Source organism: Actinopolyspora lacussalsi subsp. righensis (assembly GCF_900116555.1).
In the GTDB taxonomy this organism is placed as follows: domain Bacteria; phylum Actinomycetota; class Actinomycetes; order Mycobacteriales; family Pseudonocardiaceae; genus Actinopolyspora; species Actinopolyspora lacussalsi.
In genome coordinates, this window is record NZ_FPAT01000002.1 from 415,851 (window position 1) to 439,266 (window position 23,416).

General features: G+C 68.2%; 21 protein-coding genes and 1 pseudogene. 16 read left to right on the forward strand and 6 right to left on the reverse strand.

What is annotated here, in order from left to right:
- Window positions 1-123: 123 nt before the first annotated feature.
- Both BM394_RS05370 and BM394_RS05375 read left to right on the forward strand, forming a co-directional pair.
- Window positions 124-1,062, forward strand: coding sequence for an ATP-binding cassette domain-containing protein (locus BM394_RS05370; RefSeq protein WP_092975127.1), 939 nt, complete (start codon window positions 124-126; stop codon window positions 1,060-1,062).
- Complete coding sequence (locus BM394_RS05375) at window positions 1,059-1,799, forward strand: ABC transporter permease (RefSeq protein WP_092974617.1); 741 nt, start codon at window positions 1,059-1,061, stop codon at window positions 1,797-1,799. Before BM394_RS05370 ends, BM394_RS05375 begins: the two co-directional genes overlap by 4 nt.
- 43 nt (window positions 1,800-1,842) lie before the next feature.
- On the opposite strand, the gene BM394_RS05380 is transcribed toward BM394_RS05375, so the two are convergent.
- Window positions 1,843-3,420 carry a dolichyl-phosphate-mannose--protein mannosyltransferase gene (locus BM394_RS05380; RefSeq protein WP_217643362.1) on the reverse strand — a complete coding sequence of 526 codons (1,578 nt, stop codon included), beginning with the start codon at window positions 3,418-3,420 and terminating at the stop codon, window positions 1,843-1,845.
- An 11-nt stretch (window positions 3,421-3,431) separates the two neighbouring features.
- Between BM394_RS05380 and rsmI the strand changes: the two genes are divergently transcribed.
- From rsmI to BM394_RS23260, 6 genes and pseudogenes are all read left to right on the forward strand, one after another.
- Window positions 3,432-4,292, forward strand: a complete 861-nt coding sequence (gene rsmI, locus BM394_RS05385; RefSeq protein WP_175529974.1) for a 16S rRNA (cytidine(1402)-2'-O)-methyltransferase — start codon at window positions 3,432-3,434, stop codon at window positions 4,290-4,292.
- Window positions 4,293-4,375: 83 nt separating this feature from the next.
- The gene (upp, locus tag BM394_RS05390) at window positions 4,376-4,999 is read left to right on the forward strand and encodes a uracil phosphoribosyltransferase (RefSeq protein ID WP_092974623.1); all 624 of its coding nucleotides are present in this window, start codon (window positions 4,376-4,378) and stop codon (window positions 4,997-4,999) included.
- A gap of 476 nt (window positions 5,000-5,475) precedes the next feature.
- Entirely contained in the window at window positions 5,476-6,861 is a 1,386-nt protein-coding gene (locus tag BM394_RS05395) for a glycoside hydrolase family 18 protein (protein WP_092974626.1), read from the forward strand.
- Window positions 6,862-7,152: 291 nt separating this feature from the next.
- The gene (locus BM394_RS05400) at window positions 7,153-8,334 is read left to right on the forward strand and encodes a glycosyltransferase family 2 protein (protein WP_245779989.1); all 1,182 of its coding nucleotides are present in this window, start codon (window positions 7,153-7,155) and stop codon (window positions 8,332-8,334) included.
- Between the two features lie 318 nt (window positions 8,335-8,652).
- The gene (locus BM394_RS05405; protein WP_139235141.1) at window positions 8,653-8,886 is read left to right on the forward strand and encodes a hypothetical protein; all 234 of its coding nucleotides are present in this window, start codon (window positions 8,653-8,655) and stop codon (window positions 8,884-8,886) included.
- A 158-nt stretch (window positions 8,887-9,044) separates the two neighbouring features.
- Window positions 9,045-9,263, forward strand: a pseudogene (locus BM394_RS23260) (DUF5825 family protein); the annotation flags it as partial.
- 213 nt (window positions 9,264-9,476) lie between these two features.
- Here the strand turns inward: BM394_RS23260 and BM394_RS05410 are convergent.
- Together BM394_RS05410 and BM394_RS05415 are read right to left on the reverse strand one after the other, a co-directional pair.
- Window positions 9,477-9,929 (reverse strand): flavodoxin family protein, encoded by a 453-nt coding sequence (locus tag BM394_RS05410; protein WP_092928184.1) that lies wholly within the window; start codon window positions 9,927-9,929, stop codon window positions 9,477-9,479.
- Window positions 9,930-10,008: 79 nt separating this feature from the next.
- Window positions 10,009-10,326, reverse strand: a complete 318-nt coding sequence (locus BM394_RS05415) for a hypothetical protein (protein ID WP_139235142.1) — start codon at window positions 10,324-10,326, stop codon at window positions 10,009-10,011.
- A gap of 247 nt (window positions 10,327-10,573) precedes the next feature.
- On the opposite strand from BM394_RS05415, the gene BM394_RS05420 reads away from it, so the two are divergent.
- A complete protein-coding gene (locus tag BM394_RS05420; RefSeq protein WP_217643363.1) occupies window positions 10,574-11,536 on the forward strand; it encodes a pentapeptide repeat-containing protein in 963 nt (320 codons plus the stop codon).
- A gap of 574 nt (window positions 11,537-12,110) precedes the next feature.
- Here the strand turns inward: BM394_RS05420 and BM394_RS05430 are convergent.
- The 3 genes from BM394_RS05430 to BM394_RS05440 form a co-directional block, all read right to left on the reverse strand.
- Window positions 12,111-13,793 carry a phospho-sugar mutase gene (locus BM394_RS05430; RefSeq protein ID WP_092974642.1) on the reverse strand — a complete coding sequence of 561 codons (1,683 nt, stop codon included), beginning with the start codon at window positions 13,791-13,793 and terminating at the stop codon, window positions 12,111-12,113.
- A 46-nt stretch (window positions 13,794-13,839) separates the two neighbouring features.
- Window positions 13,840-14,658, reverse strand: a complete 819-nt coding sequence (locus BM394_RS05435; protein ID WP_092974645.1) for a purine-nucleoside phosphorylase — start codon at window positions 14,656-14,658, stop codon at window positions 13,840-13,842.
- Window positions 14,659-14,790: 132 nt separating this feature from the next.
- The gene (locus BM394_RS05440) at window positions 14,791-16,638 is read right to left on the reverse strand and encodes a serine/threonine-protein kinase (protein WP_245779990.1); all 1,848 of its coding nucleotides are present in this window, start codon (window positions 16,636-16,638) and stop codon (window positions 14,791-14,793) included.
- A 507-nt stretch (window positions 16,639-17,145) separates the two neighbouring features.
- Here BM394_RS05440 and mbhE point away from each other — a divergent pair.
- From mbhE to mnhG, 7 genes are read left to right on the forward strand one after another with little or no spacing between them, the layout of a single operon-like run.
- Window positions 17,146-19,512: a hydrogen gas-evolving membrane-bound hydrogenase subunit E gene (gene mbhE / locus BM394_RS05445; RefSeq protein ID WP_092974648.1), complete on the forward strand. Its 2,367-nt coding sequence runs from the start codon at window positions 17,146-17,148 to the stop codon at window positions 19,510-19,512.
- On the forward strand, window positions 19,509-20,075 hold the full coding sequence (locus tag BM394_RS05450) for an MnhB domain-containing protein (RefSeq protein ID WP_092974651.1): 567 nt from the start codon (window positions 19,509-19,511) through the stop codon (window positions 20,073-20,075). The genes mbhE and BM394_RS05450 overlap by 4 nt, the downstream gene beginning before the upstream one ends.
- Window positions 20,072-20,494 (forward strand): Na(+)/H(+) antiporter subunit C, encoded by a 423-nt coding sequence (locus tag BM394_RS05455; RefSeq protein WP_092974654.1) that lies wholly within the window; start codon window positions 20,072-20,074, stop codon window positions 20,492-20,494. The genes BM394_RS05450 and BM394_RS05455 overlap by 4 nt, the downstream gene beginning before the upstream one ends.
- Window positions 20,491-22,026 (forward strand): Na+/H+ antiporter subunit D, encoded by a 1,536-nt coding sequence (locus tag BM394_RS05460; RefSeq protein WP_092974657.1) that lies wholly within the window; start codon window positions 20,491-20,493, stop codon window positions 22,024-22,026. Before BM394_RS05455 ends, BM394_RS05460 begins: the two co-directional genes overlap by 4 nt.
- The gene (locus BM394_RS05465) at window positions 22,019-22,633 is read left to right on the forward strand and encodes a Na+/H+ antiporter subunit E (RefSeq protein WP_175529975.1); all 615 of its coding nucleotides are present in this window, start codon (window positions 22,019-22,021) and stop codon (window positions 22,631-22,633) included. Before BM394_RS05460 ends, BM394_RS05465 begins: the two co-directional genes overlap by 8 nt.
- Window positions 22,633-22,899 carry a monovalent cation/H+ antiporter complex subunit F gene (locus tag BM394_RS05470; RefSeq protein WP_092975143.1) on the forward strand — a complete coding sequence of 89 codons (267 nt, stop codon included), beginning with the start codon at window positions 22,633-22,635 and terminating at the stop codon, window positions 22,897-22,899. Before BM394_RS05465 ends, BM394_RS05470 begins: the two co-directional genes overlap by 1 nt.
- On the forward strand, window positions 22,896-23,246 hold the full coding sequence (gene mnhG / locus BM394_RS05475; RefSeq protein ID WP_092974660.1) for a monovalent cation/H(+) antiporter subunit G: 351 nt from the start codon (window positions 22,896-22,898) through the stop codon (window positions 23,244-23,246). The genes BM394_RS05470 and mnhG overlap by 4 nt, the downstream gene beginning before the upstream one ends.
- Window positions 23,247-23,416 lie beyond the last annotated feature (170 nt).

Here is a 23,416-nt window from a genome sequence, read left to right on the forward strand (position 1 = left end):
GCGATTCGAGCGCGGTTGTCACCTGCCCCGATGACGGATGTCATCACCTCGGCCACCACGGTCACCGACACCGGTGATCGCTGTTCCTACCGCACCGTCCCCGTGGGCAGCAGGCTCGGGGACATGTTCGAAGAAGTAGTCAACGTCGACCGGGTGCGCTGCTCCTACGGTTCCTTCGAGGCCGTGCGCGGCGTGCGGTTCGACATCCGCGCCGGGGAGCTGTTCGCGTTGCTCGGCACCAACGGTGCGGGCAAGACCACACTGCTGGAAACCGTCGAAGGGCTCCGCCCGGCCACCGGGGGAAGCGTACGGGTGTTCGGCAAGGACCCGTGGCGGCAGCGGGCCGAGGTGCGTCCCCGCACCGGGATCATGCTGCAGCAGAGCGGATTCGCCGGGGAACTCACCGTGCTGGAGACGGCCCGGTTGTGGCGCGCCATGCTCCCGGACGCGAAGGACCCGCGCGCCGCCCTGGAAACCGTCGGGCTGCGGCACCGCGAACGGGTTCGCGTCAAGCTGCTCTCCGGTGGTGAGCGCCGTCGGCTGGATCTGGCGCTGGCCACAATGGCCCGCCCCGAGCTGCTGTTCCTCGACGAACCCACCAGCGGGCTCGATCCGGAGTCGCGAAGAGCCAGTTGGGAACTGGTGGCCGGGTTGCTGGCCGAGGGAACCACCGTGCTGCTGACCACGCACTACCTGGAGGAGGCCGAGCGGCTGGCCCACCGGCTGGCGATCATGCACCGCGGCGGGATCGCACTGTCGGGAACGCTGTCCGAGGTGCTGTCCGCCGAGAGCGCCCGCATCCGGTTCTCCGTCTCCGCGCGAGCTCCCGGACTCCCGGAGCTGGCCGGCGAGGTGGAACGGGACGACACGGGCCGGGTGGACATCCGCACCGAGTCGTTGCAGCCCGATCTGCACCGGGTGCTCGACTGGTCGCGGGACCACGGGATCCACCTCAGCGGCCTGCGCGCCCGGCAGGCCTCCCTGGAGGACGTCTTCCACGCGGTACGCGAGAGCGACGGCCGCCCCGGTCGGGCAACACAGCAGGAGGTGAAGTTCCGATGAGTACACCACTGCGGACACCACGTACCGCGGTACCGGCGCTGCTGCGTGCCGAACTCAACCTGTTGCTGCGCAACCGTACTGTCGCGGTGACCGCCACGTTGCTTCCCGTGGTGCTGGGGCTGCTGCTGACCAGGACCTCCGGGCCCTCGACGGCGGTGCCCGCCCTGGCGATGCAGGTCCTGACGATCCTGGGGTTCACCGTCTACCTGACCGTGACCACCACCCTGACCAGCAGACGCCAGGAGCACTACCTCAAGCGGCTCTGCTGCGCCGCGCCCTCTCCGACGACCGTGCTCAACTCGCTGGTGCTCGTGCCCGCGCTGCTCGCCGTGGCGCAGCTCGCTGTGGTGCTCGCGGTCGGGCTGCGGCTGCTCGCTCCGCTGCGGGTGGAGGCGCTGTTCCTGCTGCTGGCGGTGCTGGCAGGCACGGTCTGTTGCGCCGTCGTGGGGGTGGCCACCACCGGTTTCACCTCCAGTGCCGAGCACGCCCAGATCACCACGCTGCCGTTCCTGCTGTTGCTGCTCGGTGGTGGGGCGGGTTCGGCCGTGGCGGGGCAGGCCGCTCAGCCGTTGCGGTTCACCCCCGGCGGTGCGGTCACCGACCTGGTACGGCACGCCGTGGCCCCGGGCGAGGGCGTGTTCACCGCGACGCTTACGGATCTGGCGGTGCTGGCCGCGTGGACGCTGCTGGCTTTGTTGGTGGCGCGGCGCACCTTCCGCTGGGAGCCGCGCGGCTGATCGGAGTTCTCCGGGGACTCCGGGGCGCTCGCGGCCGGGCCGCTCACCGCCACGAGGGGAGCCAGAGCTCGGCCGCCCAGCGCGCCTCGGTGATCGGGAAACCGTTCAGGATCGGCCACAGCCACACGAAGTTGGCCACCACCAGTCCGACGTAGAGCGCGACCACCAGCAGACCTGTCTTGCGGCGTTCGGTGCTCGCGTTCGAACGCCCCAGGATCTCGCCGAGTACCAGCACGATCCCCAGCACCAGGAAGGGAGCCAGCGGTGTGGCGTAGAAGTAGTACATCTGCCTGTCGAGGTTGACGAACCAGGGCAGGTAACCGGCGCAGTAGCAGACCAGCACCGCGGCGTAGCGCCAGTCCAGCCGTCCGACGGCACGCCACACCGCCCAACCCGCGACCGGCAGCGCCACCCACCACAGTGCCGGGGTCCCCAGCAGCATCGTGGCCTGCACGCAGTCGCCCTGGCCGCAACCGGGCATCCCGGACTCGTAGTAGTAGAGCATCGGCCGCATGCCCATCGGCCAGGCCCACGGCTTCGACTCCCAAGGGTGCGGATCGTCGCCGGTGACCAGATGAGTGTGGAACTCCAGCACGTTGAAGTGGTAATACAGCAGCGATCGCGCCATGTCGGGCAGGAAACCGAATCCCACGTCGTCCGCGACGGCCGCCGCGTGCCGGTCGGTGGCCGTCTCGCTCGCGTACCAGGCGGCCCAGGTGGCGAAGTAGACCACCAACGGCAGCACGAACAGCGAGGCGAACGTGGGCAGGGCGTCCCGCAGCGACGCGCCGCGCCACGGGCGTGCCACTCCCGCGCTCCGCCGGGCCAACGCGTCCCAGACAAGGCTGAGCAGGCTCAGGGCCAGCACGAAGTAGATGCCGCTCCACTTCACCCCGCACGCCATCCCCAGCAGGATGCCCGCGCCGAACCGCCACCAGCGGAATCCCAATCTGGGGCCCAGCTCCGATTCCCCGATCCGCTGTTCGGTGACGACCAGCGCCAGGCGGGAACGCATTCGGTCGCGATCCACCAGCAGGCAGGCGAACGCGGCGAGCACCAGCACGGCGTGGAAGATGTCCAGCATGCCCACGCGCGCCTGCACGTGGCTGAGCCCGTCGCAGATCAACAGGATTCCCGCCAACGCGCCCAGCAGGGTGGAACGCGTCATGCGGCGCGCGACGCGCACCAGCAGCAGCACCATCAGCGTGCCCGCGACCGCGGCGCTGAACCGCCAGCCCAGCGGGGTGTAGCCGAACAGCCACTCGCCGACCGCTATCAGGTGTTTGCCCACCGGCGGGTGGGCCACCAGCTCGTAACCGGGATTGTCCTCGAAGCCACCGTTGCGCAGCATCTGCCACGCCTGCGGGACGTAGTGCTTCTCGTCGAAGATCGGGGTGCCGTCGTCGGTCGCCTGCCCCAGTCGCCAGAAACGGACCACACCCGCCAGCAGCGTGACCACCAGGGTCACGATCCATCCGCGCAGGCGATCCGTGGGTTCCCTCGGCGACAACAGTTTCGCCCGGTCGTGTTCGCCGGGATACCGGGCCGGCGGGGTTTCGCCGTCGCGAACGGCTTCGTCGCGGGCACTGCTGCCACCGGAGCTCGGCACGAGGACGTTCACACGCAAATCGTATGGTGGTTCTCGTGACTGACGAATCCGGATCGGGCACATTGTTGCTGGCGGCCACCCCACTCGGCGACGCGCGCGACGCCTCGCCGAGGCTGACCGAGGCGTTGGCCACGGCCGACGTCGTCGCCGCCGAGGACACCAGGCGGGTCCGTGCGCTGGCCGGTTCGCTGCGAGTGGCTCCATCCGGGCGGGTGCTGAGCTATTACGACGCGGTGGAGGAGAGCAGGCAGTCCACGCTGCTGGAGGCGCTGCGCGGTGGTTCGACCGTGTTGTTGGTCACCGACGCGGGGATGCCCAGCGTCTCCGATCCCGGTTACCGCCTGGTCGCGGCGTGCGCGTCGGAGGGCCTGCCCGTGACCTGTCTGCCCGGCCCCAGCGCGGTGACCACCGCGTTGGCGCTGTCCGGGCTCCCCAGCGACCGGTTCTGCTTCGAGGGATTCCCACCGCGCAAGTCCGGGCCGCGCAGACGCTGGCTGGCCGGGCTGGTGGCCGAGCGGCGCACCGCCGTGTTCTTCGAGGCACCGCATCGCATAGCCGACACGCTCGACGACGCGGTGACCGTGCTCGGCTCACGACGACGTGCCGCGGTGTGCCGGGAGCTGACCAAGACCTACGAACAGGTTCGTCGTGGGGAGCTGGGCGAACTCGCCGAGTGGGCACGGGAGGGCGTGCGCGGCGAGATCACCGTGGTGCTCGCCGGAGCGGAAACCGCGGCACCGGAGGACCCCGCGGAACTCGTGGCCCAGGTCGAGCAGCGTGCGGCCACCGGGATGCGACTCAAGGACGCGGTGGCCGAGATAGCCGAGATGGGCGGAGTGCGCAAGAAGGACCTCTACGACGCGGTGCTGGCGGCACGCGGCTGACGCGATCCCCGCCGAAGGCGAGCAGCGGAGTCCGCCGAGGGTGAGCAGCGGACTTCCACGGACTTGCCGATACCGTGGCGGTCATGGATGTGCGGGTCATCGATCACCCCCTGACGCGGGCGCGGCTGTCCACCATGCGTGACGCGCGGACCGACAACGCGGCGTTCCGGGCCGCGCTGCAGGAACTCACCCTGATGCTGCTCTACGAGGCGATCAGGGACGCCGAGGTGGCCGAGGAGTCCATCCACACCCCCGTGGCCCGCACCACCGGGTACCGGCTGGCCAACCCGCCGCTGCTGGTGCCGGTGCTGCGCGCCGGGCTCGGCATGGCCGACCAGGCCCACCGGCTGATCCCGGAGGCGCAGATGGGATTCGTCGGCCTGGCCAGGGACGAGGAGACGCTGCGCCCCACGCCCTACATGGAGTCGCTGCCGGACGACCTCTCGCGGCGTCCGGTGATCGTGCTCGATCCGATGCTTGCCACCGGCGGGTCGATGGTCCACACGATCGGACTGCTGCATCAGCGTGGCGCGAGCGACGTCACCGCGATCTGCACGCTGGCGGCCCCGGAAGGGATCGACCGGTTGTCCGAGTCGGGGCTTCCGATTCGCGTGGTCACGGCGAGTGTGGACGAACGACTCAACGAGTCCGGGTTCATCGTCCCCGGGCTGGGTGATGCCGGTGATCGTGAGTACGGACCCCGATAGCAGGACTTCGCTGCCTCGGTTTCCGTGGTCGGTTGCTTGGCGGAACCTCTCGCGCGGCTCTCGCTCCGGGAGGCCCGACATCGGGTAGCGACCTACACAACGTCGGGCCTTCCTCGCGAGAGTCGCGCCAGAGAACCCGCGGCGGCGCCGACTGCGACAGTGGTCGGGGTTCGGCGCTGCGTCGAAGCGTCGAAGCGGCCCGGCGATTTCGCGAGAAATCGACGCCGCCGCGCTGTGTGTCGAGTCATCACCGTGTGCGCGGCAGCGGGAGCACTTCGGAGCGCCGACCGCGGAAATATCGGTCCATTGTGGACTCGAAAAGTACGTCGTCCCCGGTGAACCGTTTCCACGGCATCGCGGATCCGGTTTCGTGGCACTGCGTCCGAATGGGTGAAAGATTGGTCCATACCTTGACCAAACTTGGTCTAGACCACACGGTATTGGGCATCCCGTACCGATCCCATCGGGAGTGAGCGATGTCTCTGAGTACACGTTCGACGTGGCGATTATCAGCACTGGCAACCGGAGCCGCGCTGTTCACGGGGCTGTTGGCCGCACCGGCCACTGCCACCGGCGTTGACGGTTCCACCGAGCAGGGCGCGGATCGCGCGGCCACCGCCGAGGCGGCTGCCCAAAGTGGATCCCGCAAGGTCGGCTACTTCACACAGTGGTCGATCTACGACCGGCAGTTCTACATCAACGATCTGGTCACCTCGGGTACCGCCGAGAAACTGACCCACATCAATTACGCGTTCGGAAACCTGGATTCCTCCGGGCAGTGCTTCACCGGTAACCAGGCCGGTGAGGCCGACGCGTGGGCCGATTACCAGAAGCGGTTCTCGGCGGCCAACTCCGTCGACGGTGTCGCCGACACCTGGGACCAGCCGTTGGCGGGCAATCTCCACCAGCTGGCCGAGCTCAAGGAGATGTATCCCCACCTCAAGGTCTACATCTCGCTGGGCGGCTGGTCGTGGTCGGACGACTTCCACACCGCGGCCGCGACGCAGCAGTCCCGCGCGCAGCACGTGAAGTCCTGCATCGACATGTGGTTGCGGGGCAACCTGCCGAAGCTCGGCGGTTCGCCGCAGGGCGGCGAGGGCGTCGCGGCGGGCATCTTCGACGGCGTCGACATCGATTGGGAGTGGCCCGCTTCCGAGGGCGGCCCCGGCACCATCGTGGATCCGGCCGACAAGCAGAACTACACCGCCCTGTTGCGGGAGTGGCGCAGCCAGCTCGACGGTCTGGAAGCCGAGACCGGCGAGACCTACGATCTGACCGCTTTCCTGCCCGCCTCACCCGAGAAGATCGACGCGGGCTTCGAGGTGAACAAGGTCTTCGACTCGCTGGACTTCGCCACCGTGCAGGGCTACGACCTGCACGGCGCCTATGAGGAGACCACCAACCACCAGTCCGCGCTGTACAGCCCGGCCGGTGATCCCTCCACCGAGCGGTTCAGCGTCGACAAGGCGATCGACACCTACCTGGCCAGAGGGGCTCCGGCGAACGAACTGGTGCTCGGAGTCCCGTTCTACGGCCGAGGATGGACCGGGGTTCCGGACCAAAACAACGGCCTGTTCCAGACCTCCACCGGACCTGCTCCCGCCACTTACGAAGCGGGATACGAGGACTACAAGGTGCTCAAGGACAAGGTCGGCCAGTACACGATCCACCGTGACGAACAGGCGGGCTTCGCGTGGCTGTTCGACGGCAACACGTTCTGGACCTTCGACGATCCCGTGGAGATCGCCAGGAAGATGGACTACGTCAACGGTAACGGTCTGGGCGGCGCCATGATCTGGTCGCTGGACGGTGACACCGCGGACGGTGAACTGATGACCGCCATCGACGAGAACCTGAACTGATCCCTTCCCAGGCATGGGCCACGTGGCGGGCCCATGGTCCGCCCCGGCGATCCCCGTCGCCGGGGCGGATTTCCGCGGCGCGGCGATTTCGCGGGAAATCGACGCCAGCCGGGGAGGCACCAGCCGCCACCGCCGCGCTGGAGCGGCGAACGGCGTTGATTACCGATTGTGACCGCGTGTCCGGCCGATCATGCCGTCCGAACATCACTAACCCGGCGTACGCACGTTGTTGAGGTGGGGTTCGCACTGCCGGTGGGGTCCTTTTCCGGGGACGCATGGCAAGCTGTGCGTGTGGTATCACGACATAACGCTGTCCGAGGTGCTCTGCTGGCCGCGACGGTGGGCGGGACCGTGTATCGCAGCCTGCGCACCCTTCGGAAAGCGCGAGCCATTCTGCCGTTGGAGCAGCAGCCGGCGAGTACCGTGCTGCCGCCTACCGTGACCGTGGTGGTTCCCGCGCGTAACGAGGAGGACGTGCTGGACAACTGTCTGCGCGGCATCCGCGAGCAGACCTACGGTCGCGAACGTGGCCCGGACGACGAGGAACCCGCCCTGCGGGTCGTGGTGGTGGACGACGGTTCCACCGACGGTACCAGCGAGATCGCTGCCCGCCACGCGGCCGAGGACCCGCGAGTACGGGTCGTACGCAGCGAGGGGCCGCCGTCGGGGTGGACCGGCAAGGTGCACGCGATGCACGTCGGTGTCGAGGCCGCTGGCGAGCCAGAGGCCGGTGAGTGGCTGATGTTCGTCGACGCCGACACCGTGCTCGCTCCCGAACTGCTGGCGAAGCTGCTGGCGACCGCGGAACACGCGGACGCCGATCTGGTCTCCACACCGGGTGGGCCGCCCGCCGAACACTCGGCGAGCTGGCCGATACTGATGCCCGCCGGGCTGCAGATGATCGGTGAGAACGCCGATCCGGTCGGCAAGGGAAGCAAGGCGTTCGCCATCGGCCACTGCATCCTGCTGCGTCGCTCGCACTACGAGAAGATCGGCGGCTGGGCGGCACTGTCCGGACGTCGCAACGAGGACATCGCGATCGCCACCACCGTACGCGATCACGGCGGGATCACCAGGGTTGTGGAAGGGCTCTCGTACGCGACCACCAGCGGTATGGACCCATTCCGGCAGGGGTGGGACTCCTTCCGCAAGAGCTTCGTGGCGGGGACCAACGGTTCGCTTCCGCTGTTGCTCGGCATCGGGCTCGGCCAGATCTCGCTGTCGCTGGCCTCTCCGGCGATCCTCGCGGCGGGAGTGCGTGGTCGGAAGCCGGCGTTGATCGCGCTCGGCTCACTCGGTTGGACGGCACAGAGCGCGACGCACGCCCGCACCGCGCGCGTCATGCACGCGGGACCCTGGTTGGCACCGGCCGCACCGTTCACCAACGCGGTCTTCGGCTGCATCATGCTGCACGGTGCGCTGGAGGTGGCGCGGGGAGTGACCAGCTGGAAGGGACGCGCCGCGAAGTTCTGAAGCGGGGCATCGTCCCTGGTCGATCTCGTGTGGTGTGTAACGTCGCCGTTGATCGGATGCACGAGAGCCTCACGGCGGATTGTCGCGAGATCGCGGTCCGCTGCCCGAACGCACGGTCGACGCGTCCCGCGATGAACACGTTTTGAATTTTCTCGCTTACATTTCGTGATCGCGCTCCTTTTTCGGTTCGTCGCTGGGGAATGCTTCGGCTGATGCCCCGGGGAGCGGTGACGAACTTTCCTGCTATCGGATCAGGGCGAATACCGGACGATTTGGATAGTGTCCGGTGTGGAATCCACGTCGGCAAGAGCGGATTCCGTGACGGTTCTGAATGCCGATCCGGACTTCTTCTACCGCAGCGTCGCCTCGAACAGGCTCGAACCCAAGCTCGTACTGGAGGGATCGAGCGGATGCTGGTGGGGCGAGAAACACCACTACACCTGCTGCGGGCTGAACGGTTCGTTCATGAATTCCCCCGGCAAGGCACCGGAGCGCTTCCACGAGGAACTGGTTGACGTCGCCTACCTGTTCGATACGGCCCGGCCGGAATAGCCGGAACGCCGGAGCGGAAACTGCCGCACGCGGTGGAGGAATGGTCGACGACCCACTCGCGCAGCTGGCTCAAGTACGTGGTCGCCGGTGACGGGATCGTGATTCTCGGTGCCAGACCGGCTTTTCCCGACACCAAGCTCGACTAGTGGTCCGACTCCTGGTTCCCGTGCGAGTGTCTCCAGCGGGAAGGGCCGGGTTTTCTCCAGATCCGGGACAGGAGGGGATCGGCTGTGGAATGCTACACGGTGAGTGATCCGGAACTCGTTCGCGCGGCCCGTTCGCTGGCAGGCGGAACGACGCCCGACGAGATCGATTCCGGCACGAGGGAACGGTTCGCGGACAGTGGCCTCATCGTGCGGTTGGGGTCTCTGGAGTGATGGGCTCCCGCGAGGATTCGTCGCTGGCCCGTGCCCGCGATGGCGGTGTGAACCACTGTCCGGTGTGAGCGGCTGCGAGAGCGTGTAACTGTGAACAGTGCCCCACTGCTGCGTGGGCTGGACACCGCTCCGCGTGGCTGAGGGAGTCTTCGGTTCGGTTTGCCCTCCGCTCGTGTCGCGCCCCGCGGAGGCGTCGGGCACAGCGGCACGGACTCACTCCATCAGGTTCGCCGCCACGGTGGCGCCGAGCTCCCAGCACGCGTCCAACCCCGTCGAGTCGGGTTGTCCGGTGAGGTCCACCGGTTCGGCGACCTGCTGCCATCCCAGACCGGTGGTTATGGAACGAGCGGCCCGGAGCGCGCCCTCGGTGCCCTCGTTGCCGTGCACGTAGATGCCGAACGGCCTGCCGCCGGTGGCGTCCAGACACGGGTAGTAGATCTGGTCGAAGAAGTGCTTGAGCGCGCCCGACATGTAGCCGAGGTTGGCCGGGGTGCCCAGCAGGTATCCGTCGGCCGCCAGCACGTCGGCGGCGGTGGCGGACAGCGCGGCCCTGCGCACCACCTCGACACCCTCGATCTCGTCGGTGGTCGCCCCCTCGACGACCTTCTCGAACATAGCCTGCATCCCCGGCGAAGGGGTGTGGTGCACGATCAGCAGTCGGGCCATGCCGTCAGTCTAGGAGTCCGGTGTCTCTCCCAGAGCGAGGCGGCTGGGGCGGGGTTCCCGGCGTCGGAAACGCCGGTGCTCAGCAGCGGTTCTTCCACCAGTTCCCGTTGTTCCACGTGGGGACCGGGACTGTTTTGGCGATGTAGAGCTCGTCCAGCGGTGCGACGTGGGAGCGCAGCTCCCTGGCGAGATGCCTCGGCAGGGCTCGGAGCGCGCGTTCCAGCGTGTCCCTTTCGAACGGGGCGATGAACTCGGTGAGGTGGTTGTTCTCGCCCTGAAGCTTCGCGGCGGGGGCGTGACACGCCGAACTCCATTTAGCCAGCGCTTGAGCCACGCTCGCCGCGTCGAGATCGTCGCGGCCCAGCCGGTCCAGGGCGTGTGCCACGCGGCGTGACACACCGGGAATCTCGCTCGTCGGAGTCGTCGGTGGTGCGCGCCGAACGCGCGCGGGCCGGTTACGCGGCATCTTCCCTTCGGGAAGGGATCATCTCGGTAGCCATGTCCCGAACGTACCCTGATCGCGCCCGTTCTTCGAATGCTTTTTCTCCGTAGCACGGCGTGCTGGCCGCATCACCGGAGATTTCGAGTGCGGAGTTCGCCGATCCCGGCCAATCGCGCCGCGGTGTTTGCCATGATCGGGAACCGTGGCACGTTCCCAGCCAACCCCGGAAGTTCCCCGGGTGCTCAGCAACAGGGCGATCACGATCGGCGCAGTCGTGGTCGTCGGGATCACGCTGCTCTCGACGACCCTGCTGGTGGTCGTGCTGCGGGACGCGCCACCCAAGGTGATCCTCGAAGCCGTACGTACCTCGGCGAGCATCGGAGTGGGCACGGGCGGCGCCGCCGCTCTCTGGTTGGCGGCCCGGCGGCAGCGCAGCACCGAGGTCAGCATTCTGCGACGGGATCACGATGCCACCGAGACCCGGGTCACCGAACTCTACGGCAGAGCCGCCGAGCAGCTCAGCGCCGACAAGGCCCCGGTGCGGCTGGCCGGGATCTTCGCCCTGGAACGGCTGGGCCAGACCTACCCGACGCACCGGCAGACGATCGTCGATCTCATCTGTGCCTATCTGAGGATGTCCCCGGAGGCGCCGGACGAACAGTCGAGTCCCGAGCACGGCGGTCCCCAGGAGTTCGAGGTGCGGCAGGCCGCGCAGCAGGTGCTGGTCACCCACCTGCGGCTGGACGAGGAACCGGCGGAGGACTCGCTGTTCTGGCCGGACATAGCGCTGAACCTGTCCGGAGCCGTACTGCACACCTTCACGTTCTCCCGATGCCGCGTGCGTTCGGCCACCTTCGCCGATGCCAGTTTCCACGGTCCGGCCGTGTTCCGGGGGACGCTGTTCGAGCGGCAAGCCGATTTCCGGGGAGTGCGATTCAGCGGCCTCGGGGATTTCCGCCGCGTCGGCTTCGAGGGCGAGGGCGTGACCTTCCGAGGCGCGACCTTCGCGGGAGAGGTGGACTTCGGCACGCACACCACTGCCGCACTCACCGGGGCGATGACCCGGTTGGACGACGACACGCGCCGGAAATGGCCCGCCGACTGGACCGAACGACCGTTGCCCGACGAGCCGGGTTGGGCCGAGCTCGTGGCGCGGCGGGGCTGAATCCCGCGAAACCGAGTTCGCGCGGGGTCGCCGCTCGCCCCGAACGGAAGAATCGACCGGAGATTTCCGACACGATGGAACCGAACGCGCTCGTGCTGCGTCCCATCCATGATGCTCCGGACAGGAACGGGGACATCCGGTTCGACACCGGTCGAATCGAGGGAACGTTCGGCATGGGAGTCAGGGAAGTGACCTATTCGCTCCGATCCGGCAATGAGGCGGGCGCCGCGAAACCCGCGCTGTACGTCGAACAGCGTGGCGACGTTCCGGCTCCGTCGTGGTCGGGCGGTCGGAAGGCGTGGCTTGGGGGTCACGCCACGCGGCTTGGCGGTCGCGTGCCGCCCGCCGCGACGGTCCCGCGGAACCGTGTCGCCCACGGTCTTCGTACGGTACGGCCTACTCGTGTGCGCTTCGGTCGGTACGTGAGCCTACCGGTGGACACCACCGCACGGCTTGGTGGTCGCGCGGGTCCCTCGTAGGTGATCGCGCTTTTCGATACCGGCACACGAGTCGGGTCGTTTCACCGCTTCCTACCGAGGGGAGCAGCGGTTCCCGAACGGTCGGGCCCGCGTTCTCAGAAGTCGACCAACGAACGAACCTCCGAGCTGAGGCTGGCGAGCAGTTCCCGCGCACGGCCGCGCGCGGCTGTCAGCCCCGACACCCGATCCGGTCCCTCGACGGGGACGACCGTCTGCAGATAGCACTTGAGCTTGGGCTCCGTCCCGGAAGGACGGATCACCACCCTCGGTCTTCCGGTCTCCGCGTCGCCCGCGTCCCGCAGAATCAGCACATCGGCCTCGGGCAGCAGGTCACGTGTTTCCACCGGTGTTCCGGCCAGTTCGGTCGGCGGGTTCCGCCGCAGCAGTCGCATCGTCTCCGCCCTCGTCCCCGGATCCGTCATGCGTACCGTGATCTGTTCCGTCTCGTGCACCCCGTGTTCGATCTCCAGCTCGGCCAGCCGTTCCGACAGTGTCGTGCCGTCACGTGCCAGCGTGGCCGCGAGTTCGCAGGCCAGTACCGCCGTGGCGATCCCGTCCTTGTCCCGCACGTGATCCGGGTCGACGCAGTGCCCGAGTGCTTCCTCGTAGGCGTAGACCAGCCCGCCGCCACTGCCGTCGCCCGCTCGTATCAGCCACTTGAAGCCGGTCAGCGTCTCGTCGTAACGCGCCCCGTGCGCGCGTGCCACCGATTCCAGCATGGCGGAGGAGACGATCGTGGTCGCCACCAGCGGATCCGGGTTGACCACTCTGTCGATTGTGGACAGTATGTGCTCGCCGAGCAGTACTCCGGTCTCGTCGCCCCGCAGCATCCGCCAGCCGCCCTCCCGGGTGGGCACGCCCAGCGCGCACCTGTCGGCGTCCGGATCCAGCGCCACGGCGAGATCGGCGTCGACGTCACGTGCCAGTTCGAGCACGGCGTCGGTGGCGCCCGGTTCCTCGGGGTTGGGAAATTCCACGGTCGGGAAGTCCGGATCGGGCTCCCGCTGTGCTGTGACGAAGTGCGTGTCGGTGAAACCGGCACTCCGCAAGGCCCGTTCCAGCGGTTCGGCCCCCACACCGTGCAGTGCCGTCACCGCCACCCTTAGCCCTCCGGCACCGTCCCCGACGAGCTCGGCCACTCGTTCGAGGTATTCGGGCAGGGCACGCTCGTAGTGGTGCCAACCGTGCTCCCGGGGCACGGTGTCGGCGGCCCCCACCTCGGAGACGGCACCCTCGATCTCGGCGTCGTACGGTGCGACGAGCGGGTCGCCTCCCGCCAGGTAGACCTTGTAACCGTTGTCGGTGGGCGGGTTGTGCGAAGCGGTCAGCTGTACCCCCGCGACTGCTCCCAGCGCCCGTGTCGCGCGGGCCAGCACCGGGGTGGGCAGCGGTTCCGGCAGTACCCGCACCTCGAAACCGGCCGCGCACAGCACGTCGGCCGCGTCCACGGCGAACCGGCGGGAACCGTGCCTGGCGTCGTGGCCGACGACCACGGTGCCCACCGTGCCGCGTCGACGAAGCCAACCGGCCAGACCGGCGGTCGTGCGGATCACCACGGCGCGGTTCATCCCGTTCGGTCCCGCCCGGAGCGGCGCGCGAATCCCGGCCGTGCCGAAGGCGGGTGAGCCCGCCACGCGGTCCGCGAGGTCCGACGCGGCGTCCGAGTCCCCGTTCGCCGCACGCCGCGTCAACTCGGACAGCTCCGCGTGGTCGGCCTCGTCGACCTCACCCGCCAGCCACTCCCGCGCGGCTTCCAGGACTCGTTGTTCCCGGGACATCACGATCACCTCCGGCGATGCGCGCCGATCTGGCCGGCGAACCAGCTCAGGCGCGCTCGGCCAGCGAGCGCAACAGCTTGCCCATCCTGCCCGCGGCGGCCCTGCCCGCCTCCAACACTTCCTGGTGGTTCAGCGGTTCCCCGGTCATACCGGCCGCGAGGTTGGTGACCAGCGACAGCCCGAACACTTCGGCACCTCCCGCGCGTGCGGCGATCGCTTCCTGCACTGTGGACATGCCCACCAGCTCGGCACCCAGGGTGCGCAGCATCCGGATCTCGGCGGGCGTCTCGAAGTGCGGTCCCGGCATGCACGCGTAGACGCCCTCGGTCAGCGAGGGGTCGATCGAGGTCGCGATCTCGCGCAGCCGCGTCGCGTACAGGTCGGTGAGGTCGACGAACCTGGCTCCCACCAGTGGGGAGCGGGCCGTCATGTTCAGGTGGTCGCTGATGAGCACCGGCTGCCCCACGCTCATGTCCTCGCGCAGACCGCCCGCGGCGTTGGTCAGCACCACCGTGCGACAGCCCGCCGCCACGGCGGTCCGCACCCCGTGGACGACCTTTTCCACCCCGCGACCCTCGTAGAGGTGGGTTCGGCCGAGCAGCACCAGGACCCGCTTGTTCCCGATTCGCAGCGAGCGGATCCTGCCGGTGTGTCCCACCGCCGCCGGGGGGTCGAAACCGGGCAGTTCGGACATGTCGAGTTCGCTGTCGGGCGAGCCCAGCTCCTCGGCCGCGGGCTGCCATCCCGAACCGAGCACCACAGCCAGGTCGTGACCGGCGACTCCGGTCAGCTCGGCCAGGGTCGCCGCCGCGTTGCTCGCCACGGCCGCCGGATCGGGCAACTCCGATGTGGTGGAAGACGTCACAGTCTGTCAGCCTAACCAATGAGCCCGTCACGAGTCTCTCGCCCGTGCCGGAGGTCGCTCGGAACCGTGGTTCGTCCTCGCCGTGTTCGAGGGTTCTCCGCACGATCGGGAGTCGGCCTGTTCGGCGAGTGGTCAGCTTTGGACCTCGAACCGGTTCACGGTTCGTTCCAGCAGTCGTTGCGCCTCTGGCATCGTGGCGGAAGTGGTCACCCGCACGATCCACAGATCACCGCCGCGAGGCATCAGCCGAGCCGCCACGTGACGCAGCAGTGGCTCCCGCGCCGTCGAATTCGCGTCGTACGAGTTGATAATCACGTTGTACGTCAGCTGCGTATCTCGCGACGCGCGCCTCGAATCGTTGCCGACGGGGGCCCTGGAGCGCAGCTCGAAGGTGTTGTTCGCGCCGCGCTGCCTCTCCTGGAGGGCGGTTATGTAGCCCTCCGTGGTGTAGCCGCGCTCGTAGTAGCCCCCGAACCGCTGCACCGCCAGTTCCGTCCGCCCGCCAGGGGAAACGAATCGAGCGGTCATGCTGCGGGTCGGGGTCTCACTGGTGTACTCCTGGTAGCGACTCCACCCCACGGGTACGGGCATGGAGTAGTAGCCGCCACCACCGTCGTTGCGGTGTTCCAGCGTTCCGTTGTTCCCCTCCAGCTCCACGAGTTCCCGTTGCTGGAGCGTCTCGGGTCCCGGGTCCTCGTAGTCGGGGATCACCTGTTCGCCCGCGAGTATCCGGGTCCCCACGAACGATGCTCCCGCGGCCGGTACGAACAACAGCACCGCCGCCAGCGTCAGCAGCAACACGCCGAGCGGCGAGCGACGCTTCCGCTGCCTCGGTGGCTCGCTGGGGGTGAACGGCAGTGGTCCCGGATCGGCCGCGAGCGGTGCCGATCCCGATTCGTCCGGTGCCCCGCCCGAAGCGGCGAGGCCGTCGGAGAACCCACCGCTGTACTGCGGACCGTTGTCGTGCTGGAAACCGCTGCCGGAGGTCTCCCGCGAGCCCCGCCCGGACCCCGAGGCGGGCTCCGCGGGCCACGATGATCCGGACCGCATGCCCGGTTCCGAATCGGACCCCTCCGGCAGCGGTGTCCGCACCGTCGCCGATTCCTCGGGGACCAGCCCCGCGAACGGCTCCGCGCCGGGATCCGGCAGCAGCGGTTGCACGAGACCGCGCACCTCGCGCAGCGACATGCGTCGTCGCGGATCCTTGACCAGCAGGGCCGTGATGACCTCACCGATCGGGCCGGGTCTGGCGGTATTGGGGACGGGGCCGTTGACCACCGAGTTGATGGTGGCCACCGGATTGTCGTCGGTGTCGTACGGCGGCACGCCCTCCGCGGCGGCGTACAGGGCCGCACCCAGCCCCCAGAGGTCGGCCGCGGCGGTTACGGTCTCGCCTGCCGCCACCTCCGGAGCGATGAACGCCGGAGTGCCCAGCATGATCCCGGTGCGAGTGAGCGTGGGCTCGGCCACGTTGCGGGAGATCCCGAAGTCGCTGAGCTTGATCCGCCCGTCCGCGGCCAGCAGGATGTTGCCCGGCTTCACGTCCCGGTGCACCACACCGGCCTGGTGCGCGGTCTCCAGCGCCGAGGCGACCGAGTCGATCACGACGGCGAGTTGGCCGTCGTCCATCGGACCGTGGTCGGCGATGATGCTCGCCAGGCTGTGCGAGGGCACCAGCTCCATCACCACGAACGGCTCGTCGCCCTCGCGGGCGACGTCGTAGAGGGTGACCACGTTGGGATGGACCACCACCGCGGTGGCGCGTGCCTCCCGCAGCGTGCGTTCGCGGATCTCCGCGGCCTCGGCCTCCGGGATGCCCGGTGGTAGCCGCACAGCCTTGATGGCGACCGGCCTGCGCAGCAGTTCGTCCATGCCGGACCAAACCGAGCCCATCGCGCCGCCGCCGATTCTGGCGCGCATTCGGTATCGGTCGGCGATCAGTCGACCGATACCGCTTTCTTCCGGTTCCTCCTCGGGCACGCCCCGATTGTCCAACAGCCCGCCACGACTGCTCCACAAGGTGTTCGGACGACTTCACGGCGGCGTGGTGCCCGGTACGGCGGCGCCGCACCGCCGTACCGGCCGACTTCCGGGAGTGAACGGGCAAACCCGGCGAAGTGCCCCCCGTTCGTGTTCCCGGCGTGTTACTGACAGTGAACTTTCCCACGTGATCGGCTCTTCCGGGAGTCGGTCACACGGCCGATTCGCCGCCGAAACCGGCGGAAACGCTCCGACCGGCCGCGAAACACCCTGGTCCGCGGGCCGGAACGATCGGGTGTTTCGGGCGATCGTGGGCTAAGTTTGACGGTGATCGGGCCATCGTGACTGGTCCGGACAGCACAGACGCGGTATCGCTCGGGGCTCGTAACCGGTCCGCCACCACGGCGGCAGGTGGTGGCGGAAGCACCGTCGTACGGACCGTGTCGCGTCGCCGACGGCCCGCTAACGCCACAGCAGACCCGCAACGCCACAGCAGGGGAGGGATTCGTGCTCGCGCTGGTGATCTCGCACCTGCTGGTGGCGTTCCTGCTGCCTCCGGTCGCGATGCGCCACACCCGCGCCGCCTACCTCGTGGCCGCGCTGCCGCCCGCCGCTGCGCTGTGCTGGGCGCTGGCGCACGCGGCGGCGGTGCTGGCCGGTAATCAGCCCGTCGAGCGGGTGACCTGGTCGGCAACGCTGGGGCTGGAGTTCGTGTTCCGGCTGGACACCCTGGCGCTGGTGATGACGCTGCTGGTGTCGGGGATCGGTGTGCTCGTCCTGCTGTACTCCAGGTGGTACTTCGAGACCCCGAGCGGGGACGCGAAACGCTCCGCCCCGCTGTTGTTGGCCTTCGCGGGTGCCATGTTCGGACTGGTACTGGCCGACCACCTGCTCACCCTCTACATCTTCTGGGAACTGACCACGATCTGCTCGTTCCTGCTCGTCGGCCAGTCCGGGGTGAGCAGGGAATCCCGCAGGGCCTCACTGCAGGCCCTGCTGGTGACCACGCTGGGCGGCCTGGTGATGCTGCTGGGGTTCATCGTGCTCGGCGAGACGAGCGGCACCTACCGGATCTCGGAACTGGCTGCCGAACCGCCCACCGGCTCCGCTGCCGCGATCGCCACCGGGCTGATCCTGGTAGGGGCGTTCACCAAGTCGGCGCAGGTTCCGTTCCACAACTGGCTGCCCGCCGCGATGGTCGCCCCCACCCCGATCAGCGCCTACCTGCACGCCGCCTCCATGGTCAAAGCGGGCGTATTCCTGGTCGGAAGGCTCACGCCGGTACTGTCCGAAGTGTCCTATCTGCCCGTGGTGACCGCGGTGTTCGGGCTGGTCACCATGTTCGTCGGCGGTTGGCGTGCGCTGCGGGAGTACGACCTCAAACTGCTGCTGGCCTACGGCACGGTCAGCCAGCTGGGATTCCTGATGGTGCTGGCGGGCTCCGGGAGCTACACCGGAGAGCTGGCACTGGCGGGCATGCTGCTGGCCCACGGTGCCTTCAAGGCCACGCTGTTCCTGGTCATCGGTATCGTCGATCACCAGACCGGCACCAGGGACATCCGTGAACTCTCGGGGGTCGGTCGCCGTCTTCCCTGGGTGGCCACGGTGGCGGTGCTGGCCGCCATGTCCATGTCCGGCGTGCCTCCGATGATCGGCTTCGTGGCGAAGGAGGCCGCGTTCGAGGCCTATCTCGGCGTCGGACCCGCGGTCGCGGTCGAGGCGGGGCTCGTACTGGGATCCGTGCTCACGGTGGCCTACACCGCACGACTGCTGGTCGGCGGTTTCGCCTCCAAGCGCGACACGATGCCCACCGAGGTCCACCCCCCGCCCGCCGGGATGCTGCTCCCGCCCGCCGTCACGGCGCTGCTGTGCCTGGCGCTCGGAGTCGCCTACCCGGTGACCGACGAACTCGCCGCCACCTACGCCGAACGAGCCGCGGGCCACTCCGGGGAATACCACCTGGGGCTCTGGCACGGCTTCAACCTCCCGCTGGTGTTCTCCCTGATCACACTGCTCGGTGGCCTGACGCTCGCCGCCTACAACGCCGGACTGAACCGGTTGCGTGATCGGTTGCCGAGCCCGCTCGACGCCCAGCGCGGCTACGAACGCGTCATGGGCTCGCTGGAACGGCTCGCCGTCGGGGTCACCGGCCGAGTGCAGGTGGGTTCCCTGCCCACCTACCTCGGGGTCATCCTGCTCACGGTGCTGGTCGTTCCCGGCTCGGTGCTGTTGATCAGGGTCACCCCGATCGAACAGCTGCGCTGGTGGGACAACGTGCTGCAACTGCCGCTGGCGCTGGTCATCCTGATCGCCGCGGCAGGGGTGCTCCGCGCGACACGACGGATCACGGCGGTGCTGCTCGTGGGAGTCATCGGCTACGCCATCGGTGGGATGTTCATCGTCGGCGGCGGTCCCGACCTCGCGCTGACCCAGTTCCTGGTGGAGACGCTGACGCTGATCGCGTTCGTGCTGGTGCTGCGCCGGTTGCCCGCCCGGTTCACCGATACCCCCTCCTCACGTCGGGTGCGGTTGCCGAAGGTGCTGATCTCGCTGGCGGGCGGGGTGTTCGTCGGGTTCGCCGCGCTGATCTTCAGCTCGGCGCGCGACACCCCCTCGGCGGTGAGCGGGGAGTACCTGGAACACGCGGAGGAGGGCACCTCCGCCACCAACGTGGTCAACGCGATCATCATCGACTTCCGTGCCTTCGACACCGTGGGCGAACTCTCGGTACTGGCCGTGGCCGCCACCGGAGTGGCCAGCCTGGTGCTCAGTGCCAGGTCCGCACGTCGCAGGAAACACGCCAGGTCCGACTGGGAATCCCTGTCCGCGGCCGGGCGGGCTCCCGACGAACGCGGCGGAAAGGGGCGCACATGACCGATCCCCGAGCATCCGACGGGCGGAGCGAAGCGGCCGAGGGTGCCTGGTTCCACTCCGACGCCCCGGCCGAGCGCTGGTTGCTCTCCGGTTACAGCCGGGATCCCCGGGAGCGGACCATCCTGCTGGAGCTCGTCGCGCGCGTGGTGTTCCCGACAGTGATCGTCTTCTCGGTGTACCTGCTGTTCGCCGGGCACTACCGCTCCGGCGGCGGATTCAGCGGTGGTCTGGTGGCGGGGCAGGCGTTCGTGCTGCGCTATCTCGCGGGCGGCAGACTGGACGACAGCTCCACGGTGTCCATGCGCCCACCGGTGCTGATCGGGATCGGACTGACGACCGCCGTGCTCACCGGTCTGGTGCCGGTGCTGTTCGGCGGTGTGGTGCTGGAGAGCGCGAGCTTCACCTTCGCCGTCCCGCTGCTCGGCAAGATCAAGGTGGTAAGCAGTCTGTTCCTGGACATCGGTGTCTATCTGTTGATCCTCGGAGTGGTGCTCGATCTGCTGCGCACACTCGGATCGGGAATCGAGGCCGACATCGCCGCGCCGGGAGGTAGTCCGCGATGAACACCGTGAACCTGACGATGGCGATCGTGCTCGGCGGGCTCTACGCCACCGGGTTCTACCTGCTGCTGCAGCGTTCCCTGATGCGCGTGCTGCTGGGCATAGTGATCCTCGGGCACGGCGCCAACCTGCTGTTGCAACTGGCGGGTGGCAGTCAGGCCGGACGCCCCCCGATGCTCGGCGATGCCCCGATCGAGCGGATGGCCGATCCGTTGCCGCAGGCCATGGCCCTCACGGCCATCGTCATCACCTTCGCCTTGACCACATTCCTGCTCGCTCTCGCTTATCGCGCCTGGCAGTTGCTCGGGCACGACGAGGTGCAGGACGACGTGGAGGACCGCAGGATCCGCAGGTTGGAGGCCGAGTTGGCCGAAGGGGACGAGGAGACCGAGCGGGAACTGGATTCGGAGGCCACCCGGTGAGCGAACTGGTAGCCGTTCCGGTGCTGCTTCCGCTGGCGGCGGCCGGACTGTCCATGGCGTTCGGACGGTTCGCCGACGTGCAACGCCTGCTCGGGCTGCTGGTGCTCGGCGTGATCGTCGTGGACGCGGCGGTGCTGCTGTACTTCGCCGACGTGCACGGACCGCTGGTGCTGCACCTCGGCGGTTGGGCCGCTCCGGTGGGGATCGCGCTCGTGGCCGACCGGCTGGCCGCGCTGCTGCTGCTGATCAGCGTGGTCGTGATGTTCGCGGTGCTGCTGTACTCCATCGGCCAGCGCATCACCGACTACGGGCGCGGAACCGCCAGCACCACCTTCCACCCCATCTACCTGGTGCTGTGCTCGGGAGTGTCACTGGCCTACTTGACCGGTGACCTGTTCAACCTGTTCGTGGCGTTCGAGATCATGCTCGCCTCCTCCTACGTGCTGATCAACCGGCGAACCACCGCGAGCCGGGTGCGGGCGGGGATGACCTACACGATCGTGAGCCTGTCCTCCTCGGTGCTGTTCCTGACCATGATCGGGCTGGTCTACGCCGCCACCGGCACGGTGAGCCTGGCCGACCTCGCCCTGGAGATGGGGCAACTGCCGCCCGCGCCGGTGCGCGCGCTCGCGTTGCTGATGGTCATCGTGTTCGGCGTCAAGTCGGCCATGGTTCCGCTGCACTTCTGGCTGCCGGACAGCTACCCCAACGCGCCCGCGCCGATCACCGCCATCCTCGCCGCGTTGCTGACCAAGGTCGGTATCTACGCCATGATCCGCACCCAGATCCTGGTCTTCGAGCGCGAACCGAGCTGGCCGCTGATGCTCACGCTGGCGATGGCGACGATGATCGTCGGCGCGCTCGGCGCGCTCGCGCAGAACGACCTCAACCGGATGCTGTCGTTCCTGCTCGTGAGCCACATCGGGTTCATGCTGTTCGGACTCGGCGTCTACGACATCGCCGGCCTGACCGGGGTGATCCTCTACATCGTGCACCACATCACGGTGCAGGCCACGCTGTTCCTGGTCAGCGGTCTCATCACCCGCTACACCGGAACGGTCGCGCTGAGCAGGATGGGTGGCCTGGCCAAGATATCCCCGCTGGTGGCCGTGCTGTTCGCCGTGCCAGCGTTGAGCCTGGCCGGGGTTCCCCCGTTCTCCGGCTTCGTCGCCAAGCTCGCGTTGCTGCGTTCCGGGATCGGGGTCGGCACCGTGTGGGGCTACGTGGCCACCGGTGTCGTGGTACTGACCAGCCTGCTCACGCTCTACGCGGTGGCCCGGGTGTGGAGCCGGGCCTTCTGGGGCCAGGTGCGTGAGCCCGAGGGCGATCCCGACCCCACCGACGAGCTCGTCGTCGGTACCGGGGACACCTCGCCGGGGATGGTGCGGGCCACCGGGGTGCTGGTGCTGTCCACCGTGCTCGTCGCGGCACTCGCCGGACCGCTCGCCGAGGTCAGCCAACGTGCCGCCACCGACCTGATCACCGGGGAGGCCTACCGCACGGCGGTGTTGGGAGGTGATTCCGGTGGTTGATCCCGAACCGCGCCACCGGCACCGGCGCCGCCGTGGCGGCGAGCACGTGATCAGCAGACGGCACCCGGTCGGGAGAGCCGTCCGCAGGTTGCCGTTGCTGGTCTGGTTGGTGCTGGTCTGGTTGCTGCTCTGGGGGACCTACGATTTCGGCACGGTTTTCTTCGGGATCGTGGTGGGGCTGCTCGTCATCGGGTTCTTCCCGGCACCGCCGATCGCCACCGACATCCGGTTGCGTCCACTGCGCGCCGGTCAGCTCGTGCTCTTCCTGGCATGGGATCTGGTGGTCTCCACGGGGCGGGTGGCTTTCGAGGCGATCGTGCGGGGACCACGAGTGCGGGCGTCGATCGTGGCGGTGACGCTGGTAACCGACTCGGACCACCTGATGGCCATGGTGGCCAACGCGGTTTCGCTCGCCCCCGGCAATTTCGTGTTGCAGATCGATCGGGCCAACCGGATCTGTTACGTCTACGCGCTCGGTGCGGGGGCACACGCCACCGAGCGGGTGCGGCGTGAGGTGCTCGGCTGGGAACGCCGGGTGGTTCGCGCGGTGGGAACGGGCGAGCAGGTGCGGATGGTGGATCGGAATCATCGGTCGGAGGTCGGATGATGGGCGTGGTGTTCGCTATCACATTCGGTTTGTTGTGTCTGGCCGGATTGCTTTCTCTGGGTCGTTTGCTGCTCGGACGGGGCACTTTGGATCGCATAGTGGCGTTGGACGTGTTCATCACGTTGATCGTCGCCGCCACATGTGTGGGGATGGGCATGAACGAGGACGGATCGAATGTCGCGTTGGCCGCGGCATTCGCCCTGCTGGCGTTTATCGGTTCGGTCAGCGCCGCTCGTCTCGTCGAGAAGAAGGAGTCGCATCGATGAGCTGGCTGGATCTGTTCTCAGCGGTATGTCTGATAGCCGGTGCCGTGTCCTGTCTGTTCGGTGCGATAGGATTGTTGACTTTTCCCGATGTCGCGGCCCGGCTGCAGGCGGCGACCAAGCCACAAACCCTCGGACTCGTGCTGATACTGCTCGGCAGCGCGGTCCATCTGGAAGTGCGATACGCCTCGGGGCTCATTCTGGTCGGCCTGTTCCAGGCCATAACGGCACCGGTGTTGGCCCAGCTCGTCGGGCGTGCCGCCTATCGAGCGGGCAGCGTTCGCCGTGAAACTCTCGACACCGACCACCTTGCGCGGCGGATCGAACACGAACACGGCCGGACTTTGTGACCGGCGACATTTTTCGTGTTTCAACTGCATATCGTTTGGCGCTGGAGTTTCACATTCGGCGGAACAGTCTTTACCGTGGTTCGCTGTGATATGCGGTCCGCGCTGGGGAAGCCACCACAGTGGCCGAACGCGTCCGTTGCGATCTTTGGTTGCTTACGGCGCAGATGGCA

Bases quoted from the DNA above. Each gene is read 5' to 3' on its own strand.
- BM394_RS05370 (WP_092975127.1), top strand. From the start codon at position 124: ATGTTCGAAGAAGTAGTCAACGTCGACCGGGTGCGCTGCTCCTACGGT.
- BM394_RS05395 (WP_092974626.1), top strand. From the start codon at position 5,476: ATGTCTCTGAGTACACGTTCGACGTGGCGATTATCAGCACTGGCAACC.
- BM394_RS05375 (WP_092974617.1), top strand. From the start codon at position 1,059: ATGAGTACACCACTGCGGACACCACGTACCGCGGTACCGGCGCTGCTG.
- BM394_RS05430 (WP_092974642.1), bottom strand. From the start codon at position 13,793: ATGTCCCGGGAACAACGAGTCCTGGAAGCCGCGCGGGAGTGGCTGGCG.
- BM394_RS05410 (WP_092928184.1), bottom strand. From the start codon at position 9,929: ATGGCCCGACTGCTGATCGTGCACCACACCCCTTCGCCGGGGATGCAG.
- BM394_RS05455 (WP_092974654.1), top strand. From the start codon at position 20,072: ATGAACACCGTGAACCTGACGATGGCGATCGTGCTCGGCGGGCTCTAC.
- BM394_RS05450 (WP_092974651.1), top strand. From the start codon at position 19,509: ATGACCGATCCCCGAGCATCCGACGGGCGGAGCGAAGCGGCCGAGGGT.
- upp (WP_092974623.1), top strand. From the start codon at position 4,376: ATGGATGTGCGGGTCATCGATCACCCCCTGACGCGGGCGCGGCTGTCC.
- mnhG (WP_092974660.1), top strand. From the start codon at position 22,896: ATGAGCTGGCTGGATCTGTTCTCAGCGGTATGTCTGATAGCCGGTGCC.
- rsmI (WP_175529974.1), top strand. From the start codon at position 3,432: ATGGTGGTTCTCGTGACTGACGAATCCGGATCGGGCACATTGTTGCTG.
- BM394_RS05470 (WP_092975143.1), top strand. From the start codon at position 22,633: ATGGGCGTGGTGTTCGCTATCACATTCGGTTTGTTGTGTCTGGCCGGA.